Here is an 18,925-nt window from a genome sequence, read left to right on the forward strand (position 1 = left end):
ACCGTAGTGGGTTGATGTCAGCTAACACCTAGAGAGGACGAAATTCGTCCTCTCTTTCTTTATGGTAACCGCCCCTTTTTCAATATACCTGTTATTGGGCGCTTATACTATTCAAAAAACAAAAACTAACCTATAATAGATTTATGAAACTTACTATCGAACAAACGAAAGAATTAAAAACTTATTTGAAAGATAAAACCTATTCTCCATTTCATAGACGACTTCAAGTTATCTTGTTCAGAGCAGAAGGTCTTAGCTATAAGGAAATCACTAACCTCATCGGCTATTCAAAGTATACAATCTGGTCCTTACAGCGCAAGTACGAACTTGAGGGGATTTCAGCTCTAGTAAGAGAAACGCGAGGTGGACGGAACCGTCAATATTTAACCCTTCAAGAAGAGGAAGCGTTTCTAAAAGAACAGTTAACAGCCTCACTAAATGGCGAATTTGTGACGATAAACTCTCTCTATGAAGCTTATCAGAAACGGGTTGGACACCCTACGACCAAGGAAGGATTCTATGCCATTCTTAAACGCCATGGTTGGCGCAAAGTGACGCCAAGACCAGAACACCCTAAAAAAGCAGACGCCGAAACGATTCTAGCGTCTAAAAATAAAATCTTCATTCACGAAAACAGGAAAGCGCTTCAAGAATAGTCGTCGCTATCATAAAGTCAGGCTAATGTATCAAGATGAGGCGGGTTTCGGTCGGATCAGTAAAATTGGGAAGGCCTGGGCACCAAAAGGGGTGAGACCGCATGTACATAGTCACTATATTCGTGAGTATCGCTATTGCTATGGTGCTGTTGATGCCCATACAGGAGAGTCCTTCTTCATTATCGCTGGGGGCTGTAATACAGATTGGATGAATGTTTTTCTCAAACAACTATCTGAAGCTTATCCTGACGATTATATTTTATTAGTGATGGACAATGCCGTTTGGCATAAATCAAGTACCTTAGAGAAACCACATAATATTGGTTTTGAGTTTATTCCTCCCTATACTCCTGAAATGAATCCAATTGAACAAGTTTGGGCTGAGATTCGAAAGAGAGGGTTTAAGAATAAAGCTTTTAAAACACTAGACGATGTGATAAACAAGCTTCAAGAAGTAATACGAGAGTTAGATTGGTCTATTTTAAAACCAATTGTTAGTAGACAATGGTTTAAAAACACTTGACTGGTTTGCTTTTGATTTTTGTTGAGTATTACTTTTCAAAGTATTTTTAAAAAAATGCATGTAGCTAGAAAACAGTTACATGCATTTTCTTCAGGCGTACGGCGTGAATTCAAACCACTGATATGTAAAGCCCTTTGTCAAGTAAAAACAATCGAACTGATTAAAAAATGAAAAGTATCTAGAAAGAGCCTAGTTCTTAGCTTCGGGCATTGGCCACTCTGATATTCGTGGATTGGTTACCTACAGGTCAATGGTTCTGCCGCGAGTCCTACTCTCTATAAGCGTGGATTACAATTGTGCCACTTAGTCATTTCGTAGATGACTCAAACCTTGAAGTCCTAAACTCCTTCAAGATACTTTCCATTCAAACATGATTTCAATCCTTATTTCTGTCCAAATTCACCCAGTGATTCTGGATAGAAATAGGGATTCCTCATCGCTCTGCGATGATAAAACTTAATGGTCAAAAGTGTACATGAAAACAAGCGCTAACTTCAAGCTATTCTTCCTGTCATCATCCCCCAAATAAAACCAGACAATTCTCGTGCAATAGCTGTTTTAGCAACATTTTGTTTCTTATTTTTTCCTAGAACAAGTGTGCGATAACGTCTTCTTAAGCGTTCATTAGCCTTATCCGCATAAGCAATCACCTCCACTCGGTTTCCACTTTGTCTCCTTTTCAATTCTTTGGATTTATACCCAATCGTCCCCTTAGCCAATGATTGTGCAGCTTCTATCAGAAGTCGTCTCACATGGCTATTCCCAGCTTTGGTGATAGCACCTCTTCTCTCCTTGTCGCCGCTAGAATTTTCGCTAGGAGTTAGCCCAAGATAAGAAGCAAAATGTTGAGCTGTCGCAAAGCGATTAAAATCACCGATTTCTGTCACAATGGAAAGAGCAGTTAGTGTTTTAATGCCAATAAAGCAAGAAAGCCGTGAGACCTTCTCTTGATAACTGTCGCTTTGACCCAGTTGCTCAATTCGTGCATCATACCGTTCTATTTGATCTACTAATTTCTCATAGGTCAATAGATATTCTGTCAAAATCTCTGCGTAAAGTCCATCAGGATTTAGGGAACGGAGCCAGCGAACATGTTTCTGTGTCCAATTACTGCTTCCCTCGGTATAGCGAAAATCATGTCGGAGACAGAAGGCAAGAATTTGTTGTTTGATTTTCTTCAGAGCCACTTTGTGGTCTGTTCTCATGCGGATATATTCTTTGACTTGTTCATCCTCAACAGTAGGAATATGAACAGGCCGATAGCTACGAAAGGCCAGAGCTTTTGCGAGCTGAGCTGCATCTTTTTTATCAGTCTTAACACGCTTAGATCCTTCCTTCATCACCGTTGTAGGCGCCATCACGATACAGGGAATCCCGTGAGCTTGTAGCTGGTGATATAGGGTAAATCCAAGACATCCGGCTTCGTAGCCACATAACACTTCTGCATCTTGACCATATAAACGACGAAGCTCATTCACATAGTTCACAATATAGCTAACATTTGGACCAACTTTAGTGCTATGTTTGAATTGATTCGCCATCATATCATAATAGCAGAGTGAAAAACTTTCTTTGTGAACATCCATTCCGATGAAAAGTGTGGTAAAATGAAACATATAAGACCTCCAATTGAGTGTGGTAATTCCTGTTAGAAGTTGATTGTTTTTTTATTCTAGTGTACAGGTAAATCCACGAATTCTCAACTGGGGGTCTTTACATATTGTCTATATATTGACAGACTTGTGAAAATACCATATACTGATATTAAAAATAAGGATATAGGAGTTTTTTTATGAAAAAAGCTAATCGTAAAGAATTTTACTCCCATTTATCAGCCCTTTATCAGTTATCACCAGAAGTTATTTCGCCCGTTTTGCGTGAGAAACTTGTTGAATTTGCCCAGAAACTTGACCATTCAGACAATCTCTATATGTTGGCGAGTCAGCTTTCTGCATATGTGAATAGGGAATTACTTGAGCAGGCTGGAAAAGCACCAAAGGAGTTGCTTGATTTAGCTTCTTATATCCAGGAACTGCAGGTTAGCCATAGTCGGTATATGGCCCGATTAGATAATTTATAGGAGTTTCGTATGAAAAAAGCCAATCGTGAAGAATTTTATTCCCATTTATCAGCCCTTTATCAGTTGTCACCAGAAACTATTTCACCCGTTTTGCGTGAGAAACTTGTTGAATTCGCCCAGAAACTCGACCATTCAGACAATCTCTACTTGTTGGCCGATCAGTTATCGGTATTTGTCAATGCTGAATTGACCGGCTTGACCTGGAGAGCGCCAAAGGAGTTGGTAGAATTGGGGCGCTATATCCAGGAATTACAAGTGACCTATCGACGTTATGTACTAGGAATAGATGATTTAGAGGAAAAATAATGACAGAATACACGAAACCACTCGTTTGGAAGTGGGAAGATGAAAATGACAATCGTTCAGGCAATCGTCCAACAGCAGGGAGTCGCTTTGAACATAAATTACCAAAAGGTGACAAGCCCCTCCAAGTTTATTCCTTGGGAACACCTAACGGTATTAAAGTTGCTATTATGCTAGAAGAGTTGAAGGAACTCGGGATTACCGAAGCTGAATATGACCTCTTTCTCATCAATATCGGTCAAGGAGACCAATTTGGCTCCGATTTTGTAGCCATTAATCCAAACTCCAAAATACCAGCTATGGTTGATTATTCGGAGAAGGAGCCAGTTCGTGTCTTTGAATCAGCCAACATTCTCCTCTACTTGGCAGAAAAGTTTGACGCCTTCCTACCAAAAGCTTGGGCAGAGCGGACAGAGGTTCTTAATTGGCTCTTCTGGCAAACTGGCGCCGCTCCATTTGTTGGTGGAGGATTTGGACATTTCTTCCATTACGCTCCGACAGCGCAAGAATATCCGATTAATCGCTATACAATGGAAACTAAGCGTCAGCTGGATCTCTTGGATCAACTATTGATGACAAGAGAATATGTAGCTGGAAATACCTATACTATCGCAGATATTGCTATTTGGTCTTGGTATGGTCGCTTGGTGCAAGGAGAACTATATCCAGGTTCGGCAGAATTTTTAGATGTTGATTCTTACAAGCATCTAAAGACCTGGGTAGAGAAAATAGCTCAGCGCCCAGCCGTACAACGAGGGTTGACAGTGAAATATCATTCAATTGATAATTGATTGACTTGCCCACCTTATGGGTGGTTTTTTCTTTTACTTTGGTATGATAAAAGTTTATAATGAAAGAGTTAGACTTTGTGAAAATCCAAAAATAGAAATTAATACTCAATGAAAATCAAAATCAGACTAGCTCCAAAGGTTTGGGGAACCTTTGGAGGTTGGAGATAGGGCGAACGTAGTTCGTTACTACTTACGCAGATAGAACCCTGTTACTATTTTGTTTCAAGGTAACAGGCTGAAAGGCTCCACTGGAGCCTTTCACTCATCAAATCAAGTCAACAACGTCTGATTTTGATTTTCGAAGAGTATGAGTTTTTTCTGTCTTATATTTACATAGAAAGTAATAGAAAAATGTCCGAAAAAGTTGAAATGCAGCAGTCCAAAGAACAGGCGACAATGGCCAGAGGCTTGGCTTGGTTGACTGCTGGAAATATTCTTAGTCGCCTGCTTGGTGTTGCCTATGTTATTCCCTGGTATATTTGGTTAGGGGAATATCGAGCCGAAGCCAATGCCCTCTTTAGTATGGGGTATCAAATCTATGCCAACTTCTTATTGATTTCAACAGCTGGTCTTCCGACAGCTATTGCCAAACAAGTAGCTAAATACAATGTCTTGGGTAAAGAAGAGGTGTCGCTTTACTTGGTCAGAGAATTCTTCAAGCTCATGTTGGTCTTTGGAGCTGTCTTTGCAGGGGTCATGTATCTAAGTGCTCCGTGGTTGGCAGACGCATCGGGGTCGAAGGAAAAGTTGCTTCCAGTCATGTATAGTCTAGTCCCGCCTCTCTTTATCTTCCCAGCCATGAGTATCTTGCGTGGTTTTTTCCAAGGTCGGCACGATATGAAGCCCTATGCGATCAGCCAGCTTGCAGAGCAGCTGGTACGGGTTATCTGGATACTGGCAGCAACATTTATGATTATGAAGTTGGGTAGCGGTGACTATCTTGAAGCAGTTGTCCAATCTACCTTTGCAGCTTTTGTCGGGATGATTGCTAGTGTTGGGATTTTAGTTTATACTTTATGGAAGCAAGGTTACCTTGGTAAGTTGCTTCATGCTAAGAAACAAAAGATTTCTTTGGATACAGGTCAACTTATTAAGGAAACTGTTCGAGATGCGATTCCAATTATCATTTTAGGTCTAACGATTCAATTATTGCAATTTATTGACCAAGTCACGTTTATTCGTGTTATGGAAAGAATTACGGATTACAGTAATTCGGAACTTTTGGAACTTTATTCATATATGGCTGCCAATCCAAGTAAGATTACGATGATGATTATCGGGATTTCACTGAGTTTGGGAAGTGTTGCTATTCCATTGATTACAGAGAAATTTGTCAAGAAAGATTTGAAGGCGGCGTCTCATTTAGTGGCGGATAATCTACAATTACTCTTTATATTCACTATACCGGCAATTGTTGGAACAGTCCTGTTAGCTGGGCCACTCTATACGATTTTTTACGGACCGTCAGAGCCTATCGCCATTACTCTATTTATTTGGAACTTATTTTTAATTTTACCTCTGGGCCTATATTCTGTCATTAGTGTGGTCATTCAAGCGATATTTGAAAATAGAAGAGCCATTTATTATTTCTTGATTGGGATGCTAGTGAAAATCGTTTTACAAGTACCAATGATCTATGTCTTTAAGGTATATGGTAGCTTTATCTCAACGATATTTGGGTTGGGAATTATGCTGTACCTCTTCTATAGACGAATTGACAAGGTTCTGCATATTGATGAAAGACTAGTGATAAAAGATATTGCGACCATTAGTTGGATTTCTATCGTAATGGGACTCATTGTATGGGGGATTGAATTTGTCCTGAATCTTATCCTTCCAGCAAATGGCTATGTATCTAGCTTTATCCACTTGGTTGTTGCAGGTGGAGCAGGTATGCTTGTCTTTGTCATCTTGACATTGAAGACTCGTCAGCTAGATCGTTTAATTGGAAGTCGGGCTCAGAGTTTACGGAGGAAATTGCGCCTAGGCTAGTTTGTTTTAAAAATCTCTATTTTCTACTATTGAAAAGCTGGGAAAAAGAGGCGTTTTAGAATGTGAGAAGGAAAGTTCGTTGAGGATTTTCCTTTTTTCTTAGAGATTTCAGTATAAAAAAAACGGTTTTTGTGGTAGAATAGTAGGGATAAAAAAGAGGAGAGAGATGATGAAACCTAAATACGAACGTATTCTAATCAAACTATCTGGTGAAGCCTTGGCTGGTGAACGTGGTGTCGGTATTGACCTCAAAACTGTTCAGGAAATGGCAAAGGAAATTCAGGAAGTCGCAGAATCAGGTATTCAGATTGCCCTTGTTATTGGTGGTGGTAACCTTTGGCGTGGAGAACCTGCTGCTGAAGCGGGTATGGATCGAGTTCAAGCAGACTATACAGGCATGTTGGGGACTGTTATGAATGCTCTTGTAATGGCTGATTCCCTTAAACAGCTTGGTGTGGATACACGTGTGCAGACAGCGATTGCGATGCAGTCAGTTGCAGAGCCTTATATTCGTGGTCGTGCTCTTCGTCATCTTGAAAAAGGTCGCATTGTTATTTTTGGAGCTGGTATTGGTTCTCCGTACTTCTCAACGGATACGACAGCGGCTCTTCGTGCTGCAGAAATTGAAGCAGATGCGATTTTGATGGCTAAAAATGGTGTGGATGGCGTCTACAATGCTGATCCGAAGAAAGATGCTAATGCAGTTAAATTCAATGAATTGACCCACCGTGAAGTGATTAGTCGAGGTTTGAAAATCATGGATGCGACAGCATCAACTCTCTCAATGGACAATGATATTGATTTGGTCGTGTTCAATATGAATGAACCAGGAAATATTAAACGTGTTGTCTTCGGTGAGCCAATCGGTACTACCGTTTCAAATTCTTCAGAAGAAAAATAAATCATATCGTCATTTAGTTTTTCTTTTATTACTTCGTTAATTCGCCTTGCCTAACTTCGGTTATGCCTGTGGCTCGTTGCCTAGTGCTAAAAGTAAACTAAAAGAATGTAAAAAAATACAAAGAAGGAAGTCTTATGTCTAAAGAAATTATTGCTAAAGCGCAAGAGCGCATGAACCAATCTCATCAGAGTTTGGCACGTGAATTCAGCCACATTCGTGCTGGCCGTGCCAATGCTAGTTTGTTGGACCGTATTTCAGTTGAGTACTACGGTTCTCCAACGCCATTGAACCAGTTGGCTGGTATTACAGTGCCAGAAGCGCGTGTTCTTTTGATTACTCCGTTTGATAAGTCAATCTTGAAGGATATTGAGCGTGCTTTGAACGCTTCAGATCTTGGTTTGACACCGCAATCTGACGGTACTGTTATCCGTTTGGTTATTCCTGCCCTTACAGAGGAAACTCGTAAGAACTTGGCGAAGGATGTGAAAAAAGTCGGTGAAAATTCAAAAGTTGCCATCCGTAATATCCGTCGTGATGCCATGGATGAAGCTAAAAAAGCTGAAAAAGCAAAAGAAATCACGGAAGACGAGTTGAAGACGCTTGAAAAAGATATTCAAAAAGTAACAGATGATGCTATCAAGACAATTGATAAAATGACTGCCGACAAAGAAAAAGAATTGTTGGAAGTTTAATCAACAAGTTTTTAAGCTACAAAAACAGATCATCACTGGGCTGTCTAACTTCCAGTGGTGAACCAATAAGAAATCTAATGGAGGGGAACTATTCTCAAATCCATAGCCACTTCTCGGAGTTCGTGTCAACATCTCAGCGCAGTGGTTGATTGGCAGATTTGTTCGTATTTTACACTCCAAATCTGACCTAATCAACTTTGCGGGGGTGGGAAGACGAACTCATTTTTTGACTAGTCGAGTTCTTTCCCACTCCCCCTTTTTTAATCAGAAAGAAGAAAATCATGAATGATTTATTAGCACAGTATATAGTTGGTTTAGTGACTGACGAAAACGATCAGTTTTACTTTGTCCAAAAAGAGGGTAGAACCTTTGCTCTTTCTAAGGATGAAGGAGAACATAGTCTAGGACAATCTGTTAAGGGATTTGCCTATACCGATATGAAACAAAAACTCCGTTTGACAACTAAGGAAGTTGGGGCGAGTCGTACCAGCTTTGGTTGGGGAACGGTGACTGACGTACGTAAAGACCTGGGTGTCTTTGTGGACACTGGTTTACCAGATAAGCAGGTGGTTGTTTCCTTAGACATTTTGCCTGAAATCAAGGAACTCTGGCCGAAAAAAGGGGATCAGTTGTACGTCAAATTAGACGTCGATAAGAAGGACCGCATTTGGGCTCTACCAGCTTTTCAGGAAGATTTTCAGAAAATGGCTGGACCTGCTTATGACAATATGCAAAACCAAACTCTGCGAGCGATTGTCTATCGTTTGAAAATGAATGGTACTTTTGTTTATTTGCCAGACAACAACATGCTTGGTTTTATCCATCCGAGCGAACGCTTTGCGGAACCACGTCTGGGTCAGGTTTTGGAGGCGCGTGTCATCGGCTACCGTGCAGTGGATCGGACCTTGAACTTGTCTCTCAAGCCACGTTCATTTGAGATGCTGGAAAATGATGCCCAGATGATATTGACTTATCTGGAAAGCAATGGAGGTTTCATGACCTTGAACGATAAGTCTGCTCCGGAAGACATCAAGGCCACCTTTGGTATTTCCAAAGGGCAATTCAAAAAAGCTCTTGGTGGTTTGATGAAGGCTGGAAAAATTAAACAGGATTCTTTGGGAACAGAGTTGGTATAGGGGGCATCTATGCTAGTGTATATTGCTGGAAGTGGAGCAATGGGGTGTCGGTTTGGTTATCAATTGTCTAAGACAAATCATGAAGTGATTTTGCTGGATAATTGGGAAGAGCATATCGAGGCAATTCGAGAAAACGGCTTGAAAGTGACTGGAGATGTAGAGGAAACGATACAGTTGCCCATCATGAAACCGACCGAAGCAACGAGAGAAGCAGATTTTATCATTCTATTGACAAAGGCTGATCAGTTGCCAAAGATGTTGCGGGATATTAAACCGATTATCGGTCCAACTACCAAGGTTTTGAGTCTCTTGAATGGTTTGGGGCATGCGACGACCATGCGTCGGTACGTGCCAGATGAAAGTATTATGGTTGGGGTGACCATGTGGTTGGCGGGACTAAAGGGTCCTGGACATGCTCACTTAGAAGGTCTGGGTTCTATCTCCGTTCAGCATATTCTTGGTGATGAGCAATCAGTTGCGGATATTATTGAAATGCTGAATGAAGCTGGGCTAAATGTGACCTATGACAATCATGTTGTCAGTGCTATTTGGCAGAAAGCCTGTGTCAATGGTGTGATGAATCCAACTTGTACCATTTTAGACTGTACAATTGGTGAATTATTTGGTACGGAGGCTGGACTGAATCTAGTACAGGGGATTTTCAAAGAATTTATCGCCGTTGCCAAGTCTGAGGCAGATGGAATTGACGAAGAAGCTATTTGGAAATATGTTATTGATGCTTCTAAGAAGGCTTCCAATCACTATCCATCTATGCACCAAGATTTGGTCCAACATGGTCGAAAGACAGAAATTGATTATCTGAATGGAGCGGTTGTTTTTAAGGGCAAACGAGCAGGCATCCCTACGCCATACTGTCAGATGATAACAGATATGGTTCATGCCAAGGAAAGTATGCTGGGGTTGAGATAGGAGAAAGTCATGCTGATTGAAGTGGAAACGATTGAAGAATATATGGCTGCCTTGCCTGAAAATCGGAAGGAAGCGGTTGAACGGCTCCATCAAGTGATTGTGGAACAGTTACCAGCTGGTTTTGAAGTAGGAATCTTGGGAGGTATGATTAACTATTATGTGCCGCTTGCTGCCTACCCTGATGGTTATCATTGCACACCGGGAGAGCCCCTGCCTTTCCTTTCCTTGGCATCACAAAAGGCACACATCGCCCTCTACCACATGGGAATCTATATGGACCAAGAATTGAATGATTGGTTCGTTGCTGCTTATCAAGCACAGGTGCCTACCAAACTGGATATGGGCAAGTCCTGTATTCGTATGAAAAATCCCAAGAATATTCCTTATGAATTGATAGGGGAATTGGTTAGTAAGATGTCTATGGAGCGCTATATAGAGCTCTACGAAAAAAATCATATTAGAAAGTAAGTGTTGTGAGAAAAAGTTTTTATGCCTGGTTGATGGCTCAGCGAAATCCCAAAAGCAATGAGCCAGTGGCTATTTTGGCAGACTATGCCTTTGAAGAATCGGATTTTCCCAAACAGTCCGATGATTTCGATGTGGTCAGTCGTTTCTTGGAAGAATCGGCTAGCTTTGCCTTTTCCATGTCGGATTTTGATGTCATTTGGGAAGAGTATTTGGGGCATTGATGACAAAAGAAGATAAAGCAAATACATATTTGTATTTTGCTTTTTTTTATTTGTATGAATAGCGCCGATAAATGATGGAAGAATTGTTTGATTTTTGATATAATGATAGAAGAAAGTGTCATTTGATGTAGAATAATCGAAAGGAGATCACATGCACAAATTTTTTTACGAACAGAGGAAAGCGTTTTCTTTTAGAAAGCTGACCATCGGTCTTGTTTCCCTGTGTGTGGGTACTAGCCTACTATTTGGTATTCAGTCCCAAGAAGTTTCAGCTACGACAGTAAGTCCTAGCCAGATTCGTTTCGAATATGTTTTAGAGGCGGAATTATCGGCAGAGGAGCGACAGTTGATTCAGTCTAGCCTACCAGCTGAATTGAAGGAAGAAGCGACCTATTTTGTGGTTTATCGTCCCTCTAAGAAAGTTCTTCCTGCAACGGGTGAGCTAGTTGGTTCAGGTCTGGCTGTCCTAGGGCTAGGTTTCTTGGTTTTAGCTGTTTCTGCGACCAAGTCTAAGAAGGCGCGTGTCTTGACCATGCTTTATGTGACAACTAGTGGTCTGGCTCTGCCTGTTTTGGAAGTAGGAGCAGTTCAAAGTTCAGCACTAGCTGCTTACAATCAGACCTATGTTCTTAAACCTGGCGAGGCTTTGCCAGATGGTAGGTTGACGATTACTGGCTATGACTTTGTAGGCTATTATGTTCAGGAGTCATCAGTCAAGACCAGTCTTCCTCCATCAGAAATGGAGAAAAATGATACCGCTAAGGGGACACAAGCTAGTTCAGCGCAATCAGAAGGTAAGAAATCTGAGTTAGAAGAACTTGCGAAACCAAGTGTTCTTCAGGAAAATTCTGAAAGCCAACTTTCCAACAGAGATGAGAGTCCACAATTACCTCTTACGGAGTCATCGGTTGAAAAAACGGAGAATACAGACTCTTCAGAAGCAACAAATTCGCAAACAGGCGATAGTCTGGCTTCTCCATCAGATACATCAACTGTTGCTGATAAAAAAGAGGATTCTCCAAATGCAGAAGAAAGTCAAAATAGCGGACTTGATTCTACTTTGCAGATTCCAGGTTTACTTATCTTAAATCGGAAGGATAGAACAGATGCAGTAACAGAAGTGGCACCTGTTGGTCAAGCATTACCTTTTGTGGCCTTTCGTAAGGAAAAAGAATCGTTTGCTCTGGAGATGGTTAAACAAGAGGATCCGCTGCTTGAAATTGGCAAGTCTCGCCTTGTTCCTGGCCAAGAGGGAGAGAAAGAGATTACCTATGCTGATTTTGTTCAAGGAGAGAAGATTCTTCGGAGTGAAAAGATTTCCGAACAGGTGACGAAGAGTGCAGTAGCACCTATAATGTATGTAGGTACTAAGCAGCTAGAAGCACCAGTTCCACCGCAGCTGGAATCAAACCCAGCAACAGACGTTCCAATACCCCCGCAACCAGAAGTGGTTCCAGAAACAGCGGTTCCCGTAGCCCCGCAACCCGAATTAGTTCCAGAAACCGAGGTCCCTGTATCTCCGCAGCCGGAATCAAACCCAGCAACAGACGTTCCAGTACCCCCGCAACCAGAAGTGGTTCCAGAAACAGCGGTTCCCGTAGCGCCTCAGCCTGAAACCAGTCCAGAAACAGGGGTTCCCGTAGCGCCTCAGCCTGAAACTAGTCCAGAAACAGGGGTTCCCGTAGCGCCTCAGCCTGAATTAGTTTCAGAAACAGCGGTTCCAGTCCCATCTCAGCCTGAAACCAGTCCAGAAACTGAGGTCCCTGTATCTCCGCAGCTGGAATCAAACCCAGCAACAGACGTTCCAGTAGCCCCACAGCCTGAATTAGTTTCAGAAACAGATGTTCCAGTCCCACCACAGCCTGAATTAGTTCCAGAAACAGCAGTCCCAGTAGCCCCGCAACCCGGAGTAGCTCCAGAAACCGAGGTCCCCGCATCTCCGCAGCCTGAATTAGTTCCAGAAACCGAGGTTCCCGTAGCCCCGCAGCCAGAATTAGTTCCAGAAACAGCAGTCCCAGTAGCCCCACAACCCGAATTAGTTCCAGAAATAGAGGTTCCCGTAGCGCCGCAACTAGAAGTGGTTTCAGAAACAGATGTTCCAGTCCCATCTCAGCCTGAAACCAGTCCAGAAACAGGGGTTTCCGTAGCGCCGCAACCAGAAGTGGTTTCAGAAACAGATGTTCCAGTCCTACCTCAGCCAGAATTAGTTCCAGAAACCGAGGTTCCCGTAGCGCCGCAACCAGAAGTGGTTTCAGAAACAGATGTTCCAGTAGCCCCACAGCCAGAAGTGGTTTCAGAAACAGCGGTTCCCGTAGCGCCTCAGCCTGAAACTAGTCCAGAAACAGCGGTTCCCGTAGCGCCGCAACCAGAAGCGGTTCCAGAAACCGAGGTAGCAACAACTCCAAATACAGGTTCGACAGATGCCACTAGTGGTGCAAGTCAGCATGGTGAATCTACTGAGAATCCAACTTCGCAGGAGCTAACCGAGGCAGAAATTCATTGTATTCTGGACCCTTCGTCAACTTGCTGGCCTGAAACAGAGGAGAAAGTGGACCCTAAAGTCCAAGTTCAACAAATAGAGGAAGCAGCAACAAAACTCAGAGAAAAAATGGAAGAGCTTCAGACTTATAAGTCCCGCTTTAAAGGTAAAGAATGGACAGACTATATCAATACTGTCTATGAGGCTTCCAGAGTCATTTTGGAAGCAAGGGATTTAGCTGATATGCTCATTCAGACAAGTTTGATAGAGGATGATCTCCGTTTCCTTCTTGTTGAAACAGATGCCAATAGCGGAGCAAGCCATAAAACAGAAGGGGAACTGATTTTCGAACTGCCAACATCAACCAGTGAGACAGTAACACCTCCGTCTCTATCGACTCCAACAGATTCAAAAAAAGAGGATTCAGTACAGTCAGACCCCGCAACTCCAAATAATGAAGTTGCACCTGAACCAGACGAAGAATTCTGTCCGCTAGAACCACAACCAGAGGATACATGTGGTCCAGAAACCTCTCCGACAGAAGAAGCACCATCAGGCGAAGGGGCGTCAACTAGCGGTTCTTCAGGAGAAACTAATTCTTCAGAAACTAGCCCATCTACTCCAACTACCCCAGACTCATCTGGTTCAACGGCTCCAAAACCATCGGATTCTACAACCGCCCCATCGCCAGAAACCGAAGAAGAGTTCTGTCCGCTAGAACCACAACCAGAGGATACATGTGGTCTAGAAACCTCTCCAACAGAAGAAGCTGCAACAGGTGAAGTTTCGTCAAGTAGCGGTTCTTCAGGAGAAACTAATTCTTCAGAAACTAGCTCATCTACTCCGCCATCGCCAGACTCATCTGGTTCAACGGCTCCGAAACCATCGGATTCTACAACCGCCCCATCGCCAGAAACCGAAGAAGAGTTCTGTCCGCTAGAACCACAACCAGAGGATACATGTGGTCTAGAAACCTCTCCAACAGAAGAAGTTCCAACAGGCGAAGTTTCGTCAAGTAGCGGTTCTTCAGGAGAAACTAATTCTTCAGAAACTAGCTCATCTACTCCGCCATCGCCAGACTCATCTGGTTCAACAACACCAACTACTCCAGTTGATTCAAAACCTGAAGAGAAAGAGTTGGAAGAAGATGCGGATACAGGTATTACTCCAATAGATGATATAAGTCTTTTACCGAAGCCTACTATGAATATTCGGGGAGTTGATCTTCAAAAGGATAGGAAAATTGCGGTAGTTCGGTATGTTCTAGATGATCCAGCTGAACGTTTTGAAGGAGCCATGGCCTACCTATATGCTAATGATAAGGTAGTTTCTAGTGTTGCTGTGAAAGAAAGTAATAATCAACTACAGGCTGTTTTTGAAAACTTAGATGTCAATGTTGATTATGTCGTACGAACAGAATTGACCTACAGTGGAACATCAGAAAGCTTGGTAGATAGTCTAGTGGATGAGGCTTCTATCGAAATAGAAGAACGCCAGCTACAGATTAAGAATATTGATCGCGTAGAACTCTGGAAATTAGAAAATAATAAGGCTAGCATCCAAAGAGAATTAGCTGAAAAACCAGAAAATCTTACAAACTATTTTGCCAAGGTGATTTCGAGCCAGCAAAAAGAGATTTTATTACCAATCAGTCAAGTTGATTTACAGTCAGAGAATGGAGAATCCTTCTACCTCATCAAAGCAAGTTTGGACAATTTAGTTGAAGACAACTTGAAGGATAATACTTATAGCTCAGGCTTGACCTTCCGAGTTGCTAAGCAGAAACCATCTGTGACTACAAATACCTATACTGATTTTACAAGCTTGGTTCAAGCTATTAAGGCCAGCCCTTGGGCTACTTTTACCCTTGGTGCAGATTTGACAGCCTCGACGATGGATGTAACTGGAAAAGATAGTTATATTACTGGGGAGTTTACGGGGACATTAAACGGTGCAGGCTATACCATCTATGACTTGCAAGCTCCTCTCTTCCACAAGACAGCTGGTCGAATTGAAAATCTAAATCTACAAGATGTGACGATCCATCAGGAGGATAAGAAAGAAGTCGGTGCTTTGGCTAAGGAAGCCAAAGGTGGTCGTATAGAAAATGTCAGAGTAGAAGGAAGCGTTATCGGAGGCAATCATGTCGGTGCTCTGGTAGGGATTGCTACGAACACTCAAATGACTAATGTTGGTATCAAGGCTAGGGTATCTAGTCAATCAACAGAAACTACAGACAATTACGTTGGTGGTTTGGCTGGCTGGATTGGTCAAGGCGGACAAGCGCAACGTATACATACCGATGTGCTATTGACGAGCAATTCTGAACGAGCAAGAATTGGTGGTATTGTTGGTCAAATGGAAGGAGCAAATGCTTTTGTTCGCAAGGCTTATGCGAAAGGAATGATTTCAGCTCCGAAGACAATCAATAGTGAAATTGGTGGTATTGTTGGTACAATTGTTGGTTTAAATAATTCCATAATTGAGGATGTTATTTCAGCTGTCAATGTGCCAAATGGTCGTAAGGTGTATCATTCTGTCACAGATGAAAAACTTCAAGTTGGTAAAAACTATGCTGTTATTGGAGAAGCATCTGGTCAGAATAATAGTAAACAGGAGCATTTAGAAGCAAGCCAAGTGGATGGGAAGTTAACAGAATATAGCATCCAGTCACGAGATACCGATGCTAGAAACCACTCATTTGTTTCAGCTAAAGTGTATACAGATTATAGCACTCATCCTCACTATCAAGAAAATAGGCAGTTGGCTTATGAAAACATGGAAAAACTGTTGCCATTCTTTACTAAAGATGTTATCATCCAACAGGCCAATCGTCTAAGTTTAAAAGATAAACTTGTTACCAAGAAATTATTGGATGTTGTGGCGATTGATGGTCATAACAAGAATAGGCCAGTATTTGATACCCAAGGTCAAAAACAGTATATAAACAAGGTGATGTTCCATTTTGAAGATGGTTCTATTGACTATGATTGGTTAGTTAAGAAACAAGATTTAAATAGCGGAGCTATTACAGAGTACTACGTCGTTGATAGCGAAGTAACCTATACACCAGAAAGCATGGTTTCAGCTACTCATCTCGATCAGTTAGTTACTCGCCTATTGCCAGAATTTGAGTCGCTAACCTATTCTTCAAAAGAAGTCTTGAATGTCTTAGGATTGACAGATTCACCGAATGATTATGCTATAAAAGAATTGTTGTTCCTGAAAGAATCCTTTGGTAAGGTCAAAGCTAATATTCGTCAACATCTGCGAGACTTGTTGGTGTCAAATCATGCTATCAGCTTGACAAGTCAAGTGACGGAAGATTATACATTCAACTATATCAAGGACAATAAAGTACAGTTGTTGCTTGGTTTAGCCTACATGGATCGTTGGTACAATATCCAATTTGGAGAAACAAATGCCAAAGAGTGGATGACTAAGAAGGCTGACTTCTTTGGTAATTCTGCTAGCTCCTTGAAACAATTGATGACACTAGGTGATTTAGGTTCTGGAGCCTTGAAGCCAAATAATAACTTTGCTCTTGGTAGTCAGCTGATAGCAAAACCAGCTGTAAATGGAGATTTATTTGCTTATTTAGAAGCTTACCGCAAACGGTTTGCTCCAGAGATGTCGGATAGTGACTGGTTCAAGTCTGCGACCAAGGCAAATATTATTGAAACCAATTCAACAGTTGACGAGGTAAGGGCTAAACAAGAAGATGCAAACAACAAGAAGTATTCTAATCGTTTCTATGATAAGTTGAAGAGCGATACCTGGTCCTTTAAAGAGATGGCTCTTATTCTTCTTACTATGCCAGAGCGGAATATCTTTGTCCTGACGGATATGGCCAATACTCTGATTGGTTCTTATGATAATCAATCAGGAAGCAGCGAGGAGATTGAGAAAGCCATTGCCAAAACTGCCAAGACGTGGGCTGGACACGCAGATTATCTCTACAGGATTTTGCCGCAAGAACATAAGGAAAAGATGTTTAGACAGATTATCACTTGGGATAATAGAAGGTTGAAAGGTTCTTGGCGTCCAGTAGATTCTCTAAGTAGTAGGGACGTACCTTCTATGAAGGATTTCTACATGCCGTTAGGTTATAGTTTCCCATACGGAACAGGTGCTACAGCTCAGTCAGACTTGAAAGATATTTTCTATTCAAATGCGGATGCGATTGGTAATGAAGGAGCTCGGATTTATACTCATGAATTGACACACGTCGCCGACGATGACACCTTCTTACTCGGACATGGTCGTCGCAGCAGTATGGAATTTGAGGTGTATGCGCGTGGTTTGTTTGAAACCATCAATTGGTTTGATCAAGATATACTTGGTTTTAATACCATCTATGATTTTTCTGAATATGAGAAGAATTCCTATGGTCGTCGTTTGACCAACCTCAATCCTGAACGCTTCCAATCTACACAAGACCTTGAAAATTATATGAGAGGTTACTTGGATGTTGTCTATACTCTGGACTATTTGGAAGCTGAAGCTGTGTTTAATTTACCTATAGAAAACAGGACGTTAAATTCTGCTCGCAGAAATTGGTTCAATAAATTGGATACCAAAGAAGGTAATGCAGCTTGGATAGAAAAATTCCGCCGTGCAGCACAATTTAAGACTATTGATGAACTCATTGACAACGGTATGGTTTCTCGTCGCTCTTATGATCCAGATGGTCATAGCGACAATGAGCTCTTCCCAGGTAATTCTTATCTGACTGTCAATGCTCTCAACCCAATCTATGGAGCTATGAATAACGATGGCTCAAGTCGAAATGAGTTTGAGTTCCGTAAGATTGCTTTTGAGTTATTGGCAGAAAAAGGTTATGAGAACGGTTTTGTTCCTTATCTATCTAACCAATACAAGGCTGAACTTGGTCAGGCAGATCCTGCGGGCCGCATCTCAGATAATCAGTTGATTTCTAAGATTACGAACGGAATCTATGCAGACTCGAAAGCCTTCCGCAAGGAGATGTTTAAGCGTCGGAAAGAAAAATTAGATCAATTGAAGCCTATTACGGTTGTTGGCCAGGGGCATCAGCATGGAAACGGATATTTCTACGGTAGTACAAGAGAATTGAAGGGGATTAAAGATATTCGAGAATTGATGCAAGCAGCTGTAGAGTACGATGCAAATTATCAGAAATACTATTCTCAACAAAGTAACTACAACAAAACCCATTCTCGCGTCTACAGCCTAAAAGCAGCTGTCTTAAACGGCTACCTCCGTGCAACAAATGACTTCAGGGAGTCTATCTATGTGACAAATCCCTAATGGCTATATAGTGTAGTCATTAAGAAATACTAGTTAGCTAGTTTTTCAGGAAAACAGTGGGCAGGGTTGTTCACTGTTTTTCCACTTTGATAGTGCGGTGTTTAGTTTATTGTCGAATGGATTAGATTTCAGATATAGTAGAGTAGCCTCAGTTCAATGGGATGATTTATCAAAGTGATTTTAAAATACTAGACGTTAACACCTTTTAAAGATATCAATTATGATATAATAATAGTCGTACATTTAGTTTTTAAGGATAGGTTATCATTTGGACTGGTTTTTATTATTGCGATGATTGTCAGTTATAGTGGAGATTTTCAGCTTATCTACTCTCAGGTAAGAAGTTGTAATTTGAAGATTACCTTTGGGATTTTCCGCTTTCGACATCCATCCAAGGTTGAAGCAGCCTAAAGATTATTACCTTTTATCAAAAGCAAATGAAAAACTGCAAAGGAGGAATTTTG

12 protein-coding genes and 2 pseudogenes are annotated in these 18,925 nt (G+C 41.6%); 13 read left to right on the forward strand and 1 reads right to left on the reverse strand.

Annotated features, from left to right (window positions below; all coding sequences use genetic code 11):
* Positions 1–143: 143 nt before the first annotated feature.
* Both PHA78_RS12530 and PHA78_RS03185 read left to right on the forward strand, forming a co-directional pair.
* Positions 144–332 (forward strand): annotated as a pseudogene (locus tag PHA78_RS12530) (helix-turn-helix domain-containing protein); the annotation flags it as partial.
* Positions 333–1,179 (forward strand): annotated as a pseudogene (locus PHA78_RS03185) (IS630 family transposase); the annotation flags it as partial.
* A gap of 494 nt (positions 1,180–1,673) precedes the next feature.
* Here the strand turns inward: PHA78_RS03185 and PHA78_RS03190 are convergent.
* A complete protein-coding gene (locus tag PHA78_RS03190) occupies positions 1,674–2,795 on the reverse strand; it encodes an IS110 family transposase (RefSeq protein ID WP_015445098.1) in 1,122 nt (373 codons plus the stop codon).
* Positions 2,796–2,971: 176 nt separating this feature from the next.
* On the opposite strand from PHA78_RS03190, the gene PHA78_RS03195 reads away from it, so the two are divergent.
* From PHA78_RS03195 to PHA78_RS03245, 11 genes are all read left to right on the forward strand, one after another.
* A complete protein-coding gene (locus tag PHA78_RS03195) occupies positions 2,972–3,259 on the forward strand; it encodes a bacteriocin immunity protein (RefSeq protein WP_024376999.1) in 288 nt (95 codons plus the stop codon).
* 9 nt (positions 3,260–3,268) lie between these two features.
* Positions 3,269–3,565 carry a hypothetical protein gene (locus tag PHA78_RS03200; RefSeq protein ID WP_024377000.1) on the forward strand — a complete coding sequence of 99 codons (297 nt, stop codon included), beginning with the start codon at positions 3,269–3,271 and terminating at the stop codon, positions 3,563–3,565.
* On the forward strand, positions 3,565–4,353 hold the full coding sequence (yghU, locus tag PHA78_RS03205; protein WP_024378189.1) for a glutathione-dependent disulfide-bond oxidoreductase: 789 nt from the start codon (positions 3,565–3,567) through the stop codon (positions 4,351–4,353). Before PHA78_RS03200 ends, yghU begins: the two co-directional genes overlap by 1 nt.
* Positions 4,354–4,704: 351 nt before the next feature.
* Positions 4,705–6,345, forward strand: coding sequence for a putative polysaccharide biosynthesis protein (locus PHA78_RS03210; protein WP_099878351.1), 1,641 nt, complete (start codon positions 4,705–4,707; stop codon positions 6,343–6,345).
* A 166-nt stretch (positions 6,346–6,511) separates the two neighbouring features.
* Positions 6,512–7,246, forward strand: coding sequence for a UMP kinase (gene pyrH / locus PHA78_RS03215; protein WP_015445263.1), 735 nt, complete (start codon positions 6,512–6,514; stop codon positions 7,244–7,246).
* Between the two features lie 134 nt (positions 7,247–7,380).
* On the forward strand, positions 7,381–7,938 hold the full coding sequence (gene frr, locus PHA78_RS03220) for a ribosome recycling factor (RefSeq protein WP_009910199.1): 558 nt from the start codon (positions 7,381–7,383) through the stop codon (positions 7,936–7,938).
* Between the two features lie 281 nt (positions 7,939–8,219).
* A complete protein-coding gene (gene cvfB, locus PHA78_RS03225) occupies positions 8,220–9,074 on the forward strand; it encodes an RNA-binding virulence regulatory protein CvfB (protein ID WP_105151841.1) in 855 nt (284 codons plus the stop codon).
* Positions 9,075–9,083: 9 nt separating this feature from the next.
* Positions 9,084–10,004 (forward strand): 2-dehydropantoate 2-reductase, encoded by a 921-nt coding sequence (locus PHA78_RS03230; protein ID WP_044768790.1) that lies wholly within the window; start codon positions 9,084–9,086, stop codon positions 10,002–10,004.
* Positions 10,005–10,013: 9 nt separating this feature from the next.
* Positions 10,014–10,472: a DUF1801 domain-containing protein gene (locus PHA78_RS03235; protein ID WP_272158437.1), complete on the forward strand. Its 459-nt coding sequence runs from the start codon at positions 10,014–10,016 to the stop codon at positions 10,470–10,472.
* A 5-nt stretch (positions 10,473–10,477) separates the two neighbouring features.
* Positions 10,478–10,693: a YozE family protein gene (locus PHA78_RS03240; RefSeq protein WP_272158438.1), complete on the forward strand. Its 216-nt coding sequence runs from the start codon at positions 10,478–10,480 to the stop codon at positions 10,691–10,693.
* Positions 10,694–10,844: 151 nt separating this feature from the next.
* Positions 10,845–18,461: a ZmpA/ZmpB/ZmpC family metallo-endopeptidase gene (locus tag PHA78_RS03245; RefSeq protein ID WP_272158439.1), complete on the forward strand. Its 7,617-nt coding sequence runs from the start codon at positions 10,845–10,847 to the stop codon at positions 18,459–18,461.
* The last annotated feature ends 464 nt before the right edge of the window (positions 18,462–18,925 follow it).

Source organism: Streptococcus sp. HN38 (assembly GCF_028335765.1).
GTDB classification, from domain to species: Bacteria; Bacillota; Bacilli; order Lactobacillales; family Streptococcaceae; genus Streptococcus; species Streptococcus suis_P.

What these genes read in the sequence shown, in the direction of transcription:
- cvfB (WP_105151841.1), top strand. Translation starts at nt 8,220, where the DNA reads ATGAATGATTTATTAGCACAGTATATAGTTGGTTTAGTGACTGACGAA.
- pyrH (WP_015445263.1), top strand. Translation starts at nt 6,512, where the DNA reads ATGATGAAACCTAAATACGAACGTATTCTAATCAAACTATCTGGTGAA.
- PHA78_RS03235 (WP_272158437.1), top strand. Translation starts at nt 10,014, where the DNA reads ATGCTGATTGAAGTGGAAACGATTGAAGAATATATGGCTGCCTTGCCT.
- frr (WP_009910199.1), top strand. Translation starts at nt 7,381, where the DNA reads ATGTCTAAAGAAATTATTGCTAAAGCGCAAGAGCGCATGAACCAATCT.
- PHA78_RS03230 (WP_044768790.1), top strand. Translation starts at nt 9,084, where the DNA reads ATGCTAGTGTATATTGCTGGAAGTGGAGCAATGGGGTGTCGGTTTGGT.
- PHA78_RS03195 (WP_024376999.1), top strand. Translation starts at nt 2,972, where the DNA reads ATGAAAAAAGCTAATCGTAAAGAATTTTACTCCCATTTATCAGCCCTT.
- PHA78_RS03190 (WP_015445098.1), bottom strand. Translation starts at nt 2,795, where the DNA reads ATGTTTCATTTTACCACACTTTTCATCGGAATGGATGTTCACAAAGAA.
- yghU (WP_024378189.1), top strand. Translation starts at nt 3,565, where the DNA reads ATGACAGAATACACGAAACCACTCGTTTGGAAGTGGGAAGATGAAAAT.
- PHA78_RS03210 (WP_099878351.1), top strand. Translation starts at nt 4,705, where the DNA reads ATGTCCGAAAAAGTTGAAATGCAGCAGTCCAAAGAACAGGCGACAATG.
- PHA78_RS03245 (WP_272158439.1), top strand. Translation starts at nt 10,845, where the DNA reads ATGCACAAATTTTTTTACGAACAGAGGAAAGCGTTTTCTTTTAGAAAG.
- PHA78_RS03200 (WP_024377000.1), top strand. Translation starts at nt 3,269, where the DNA reads ATGAAAAAAGCCAATCGTGAAGAATTTTATTCCCATTTATCAGCCCTT.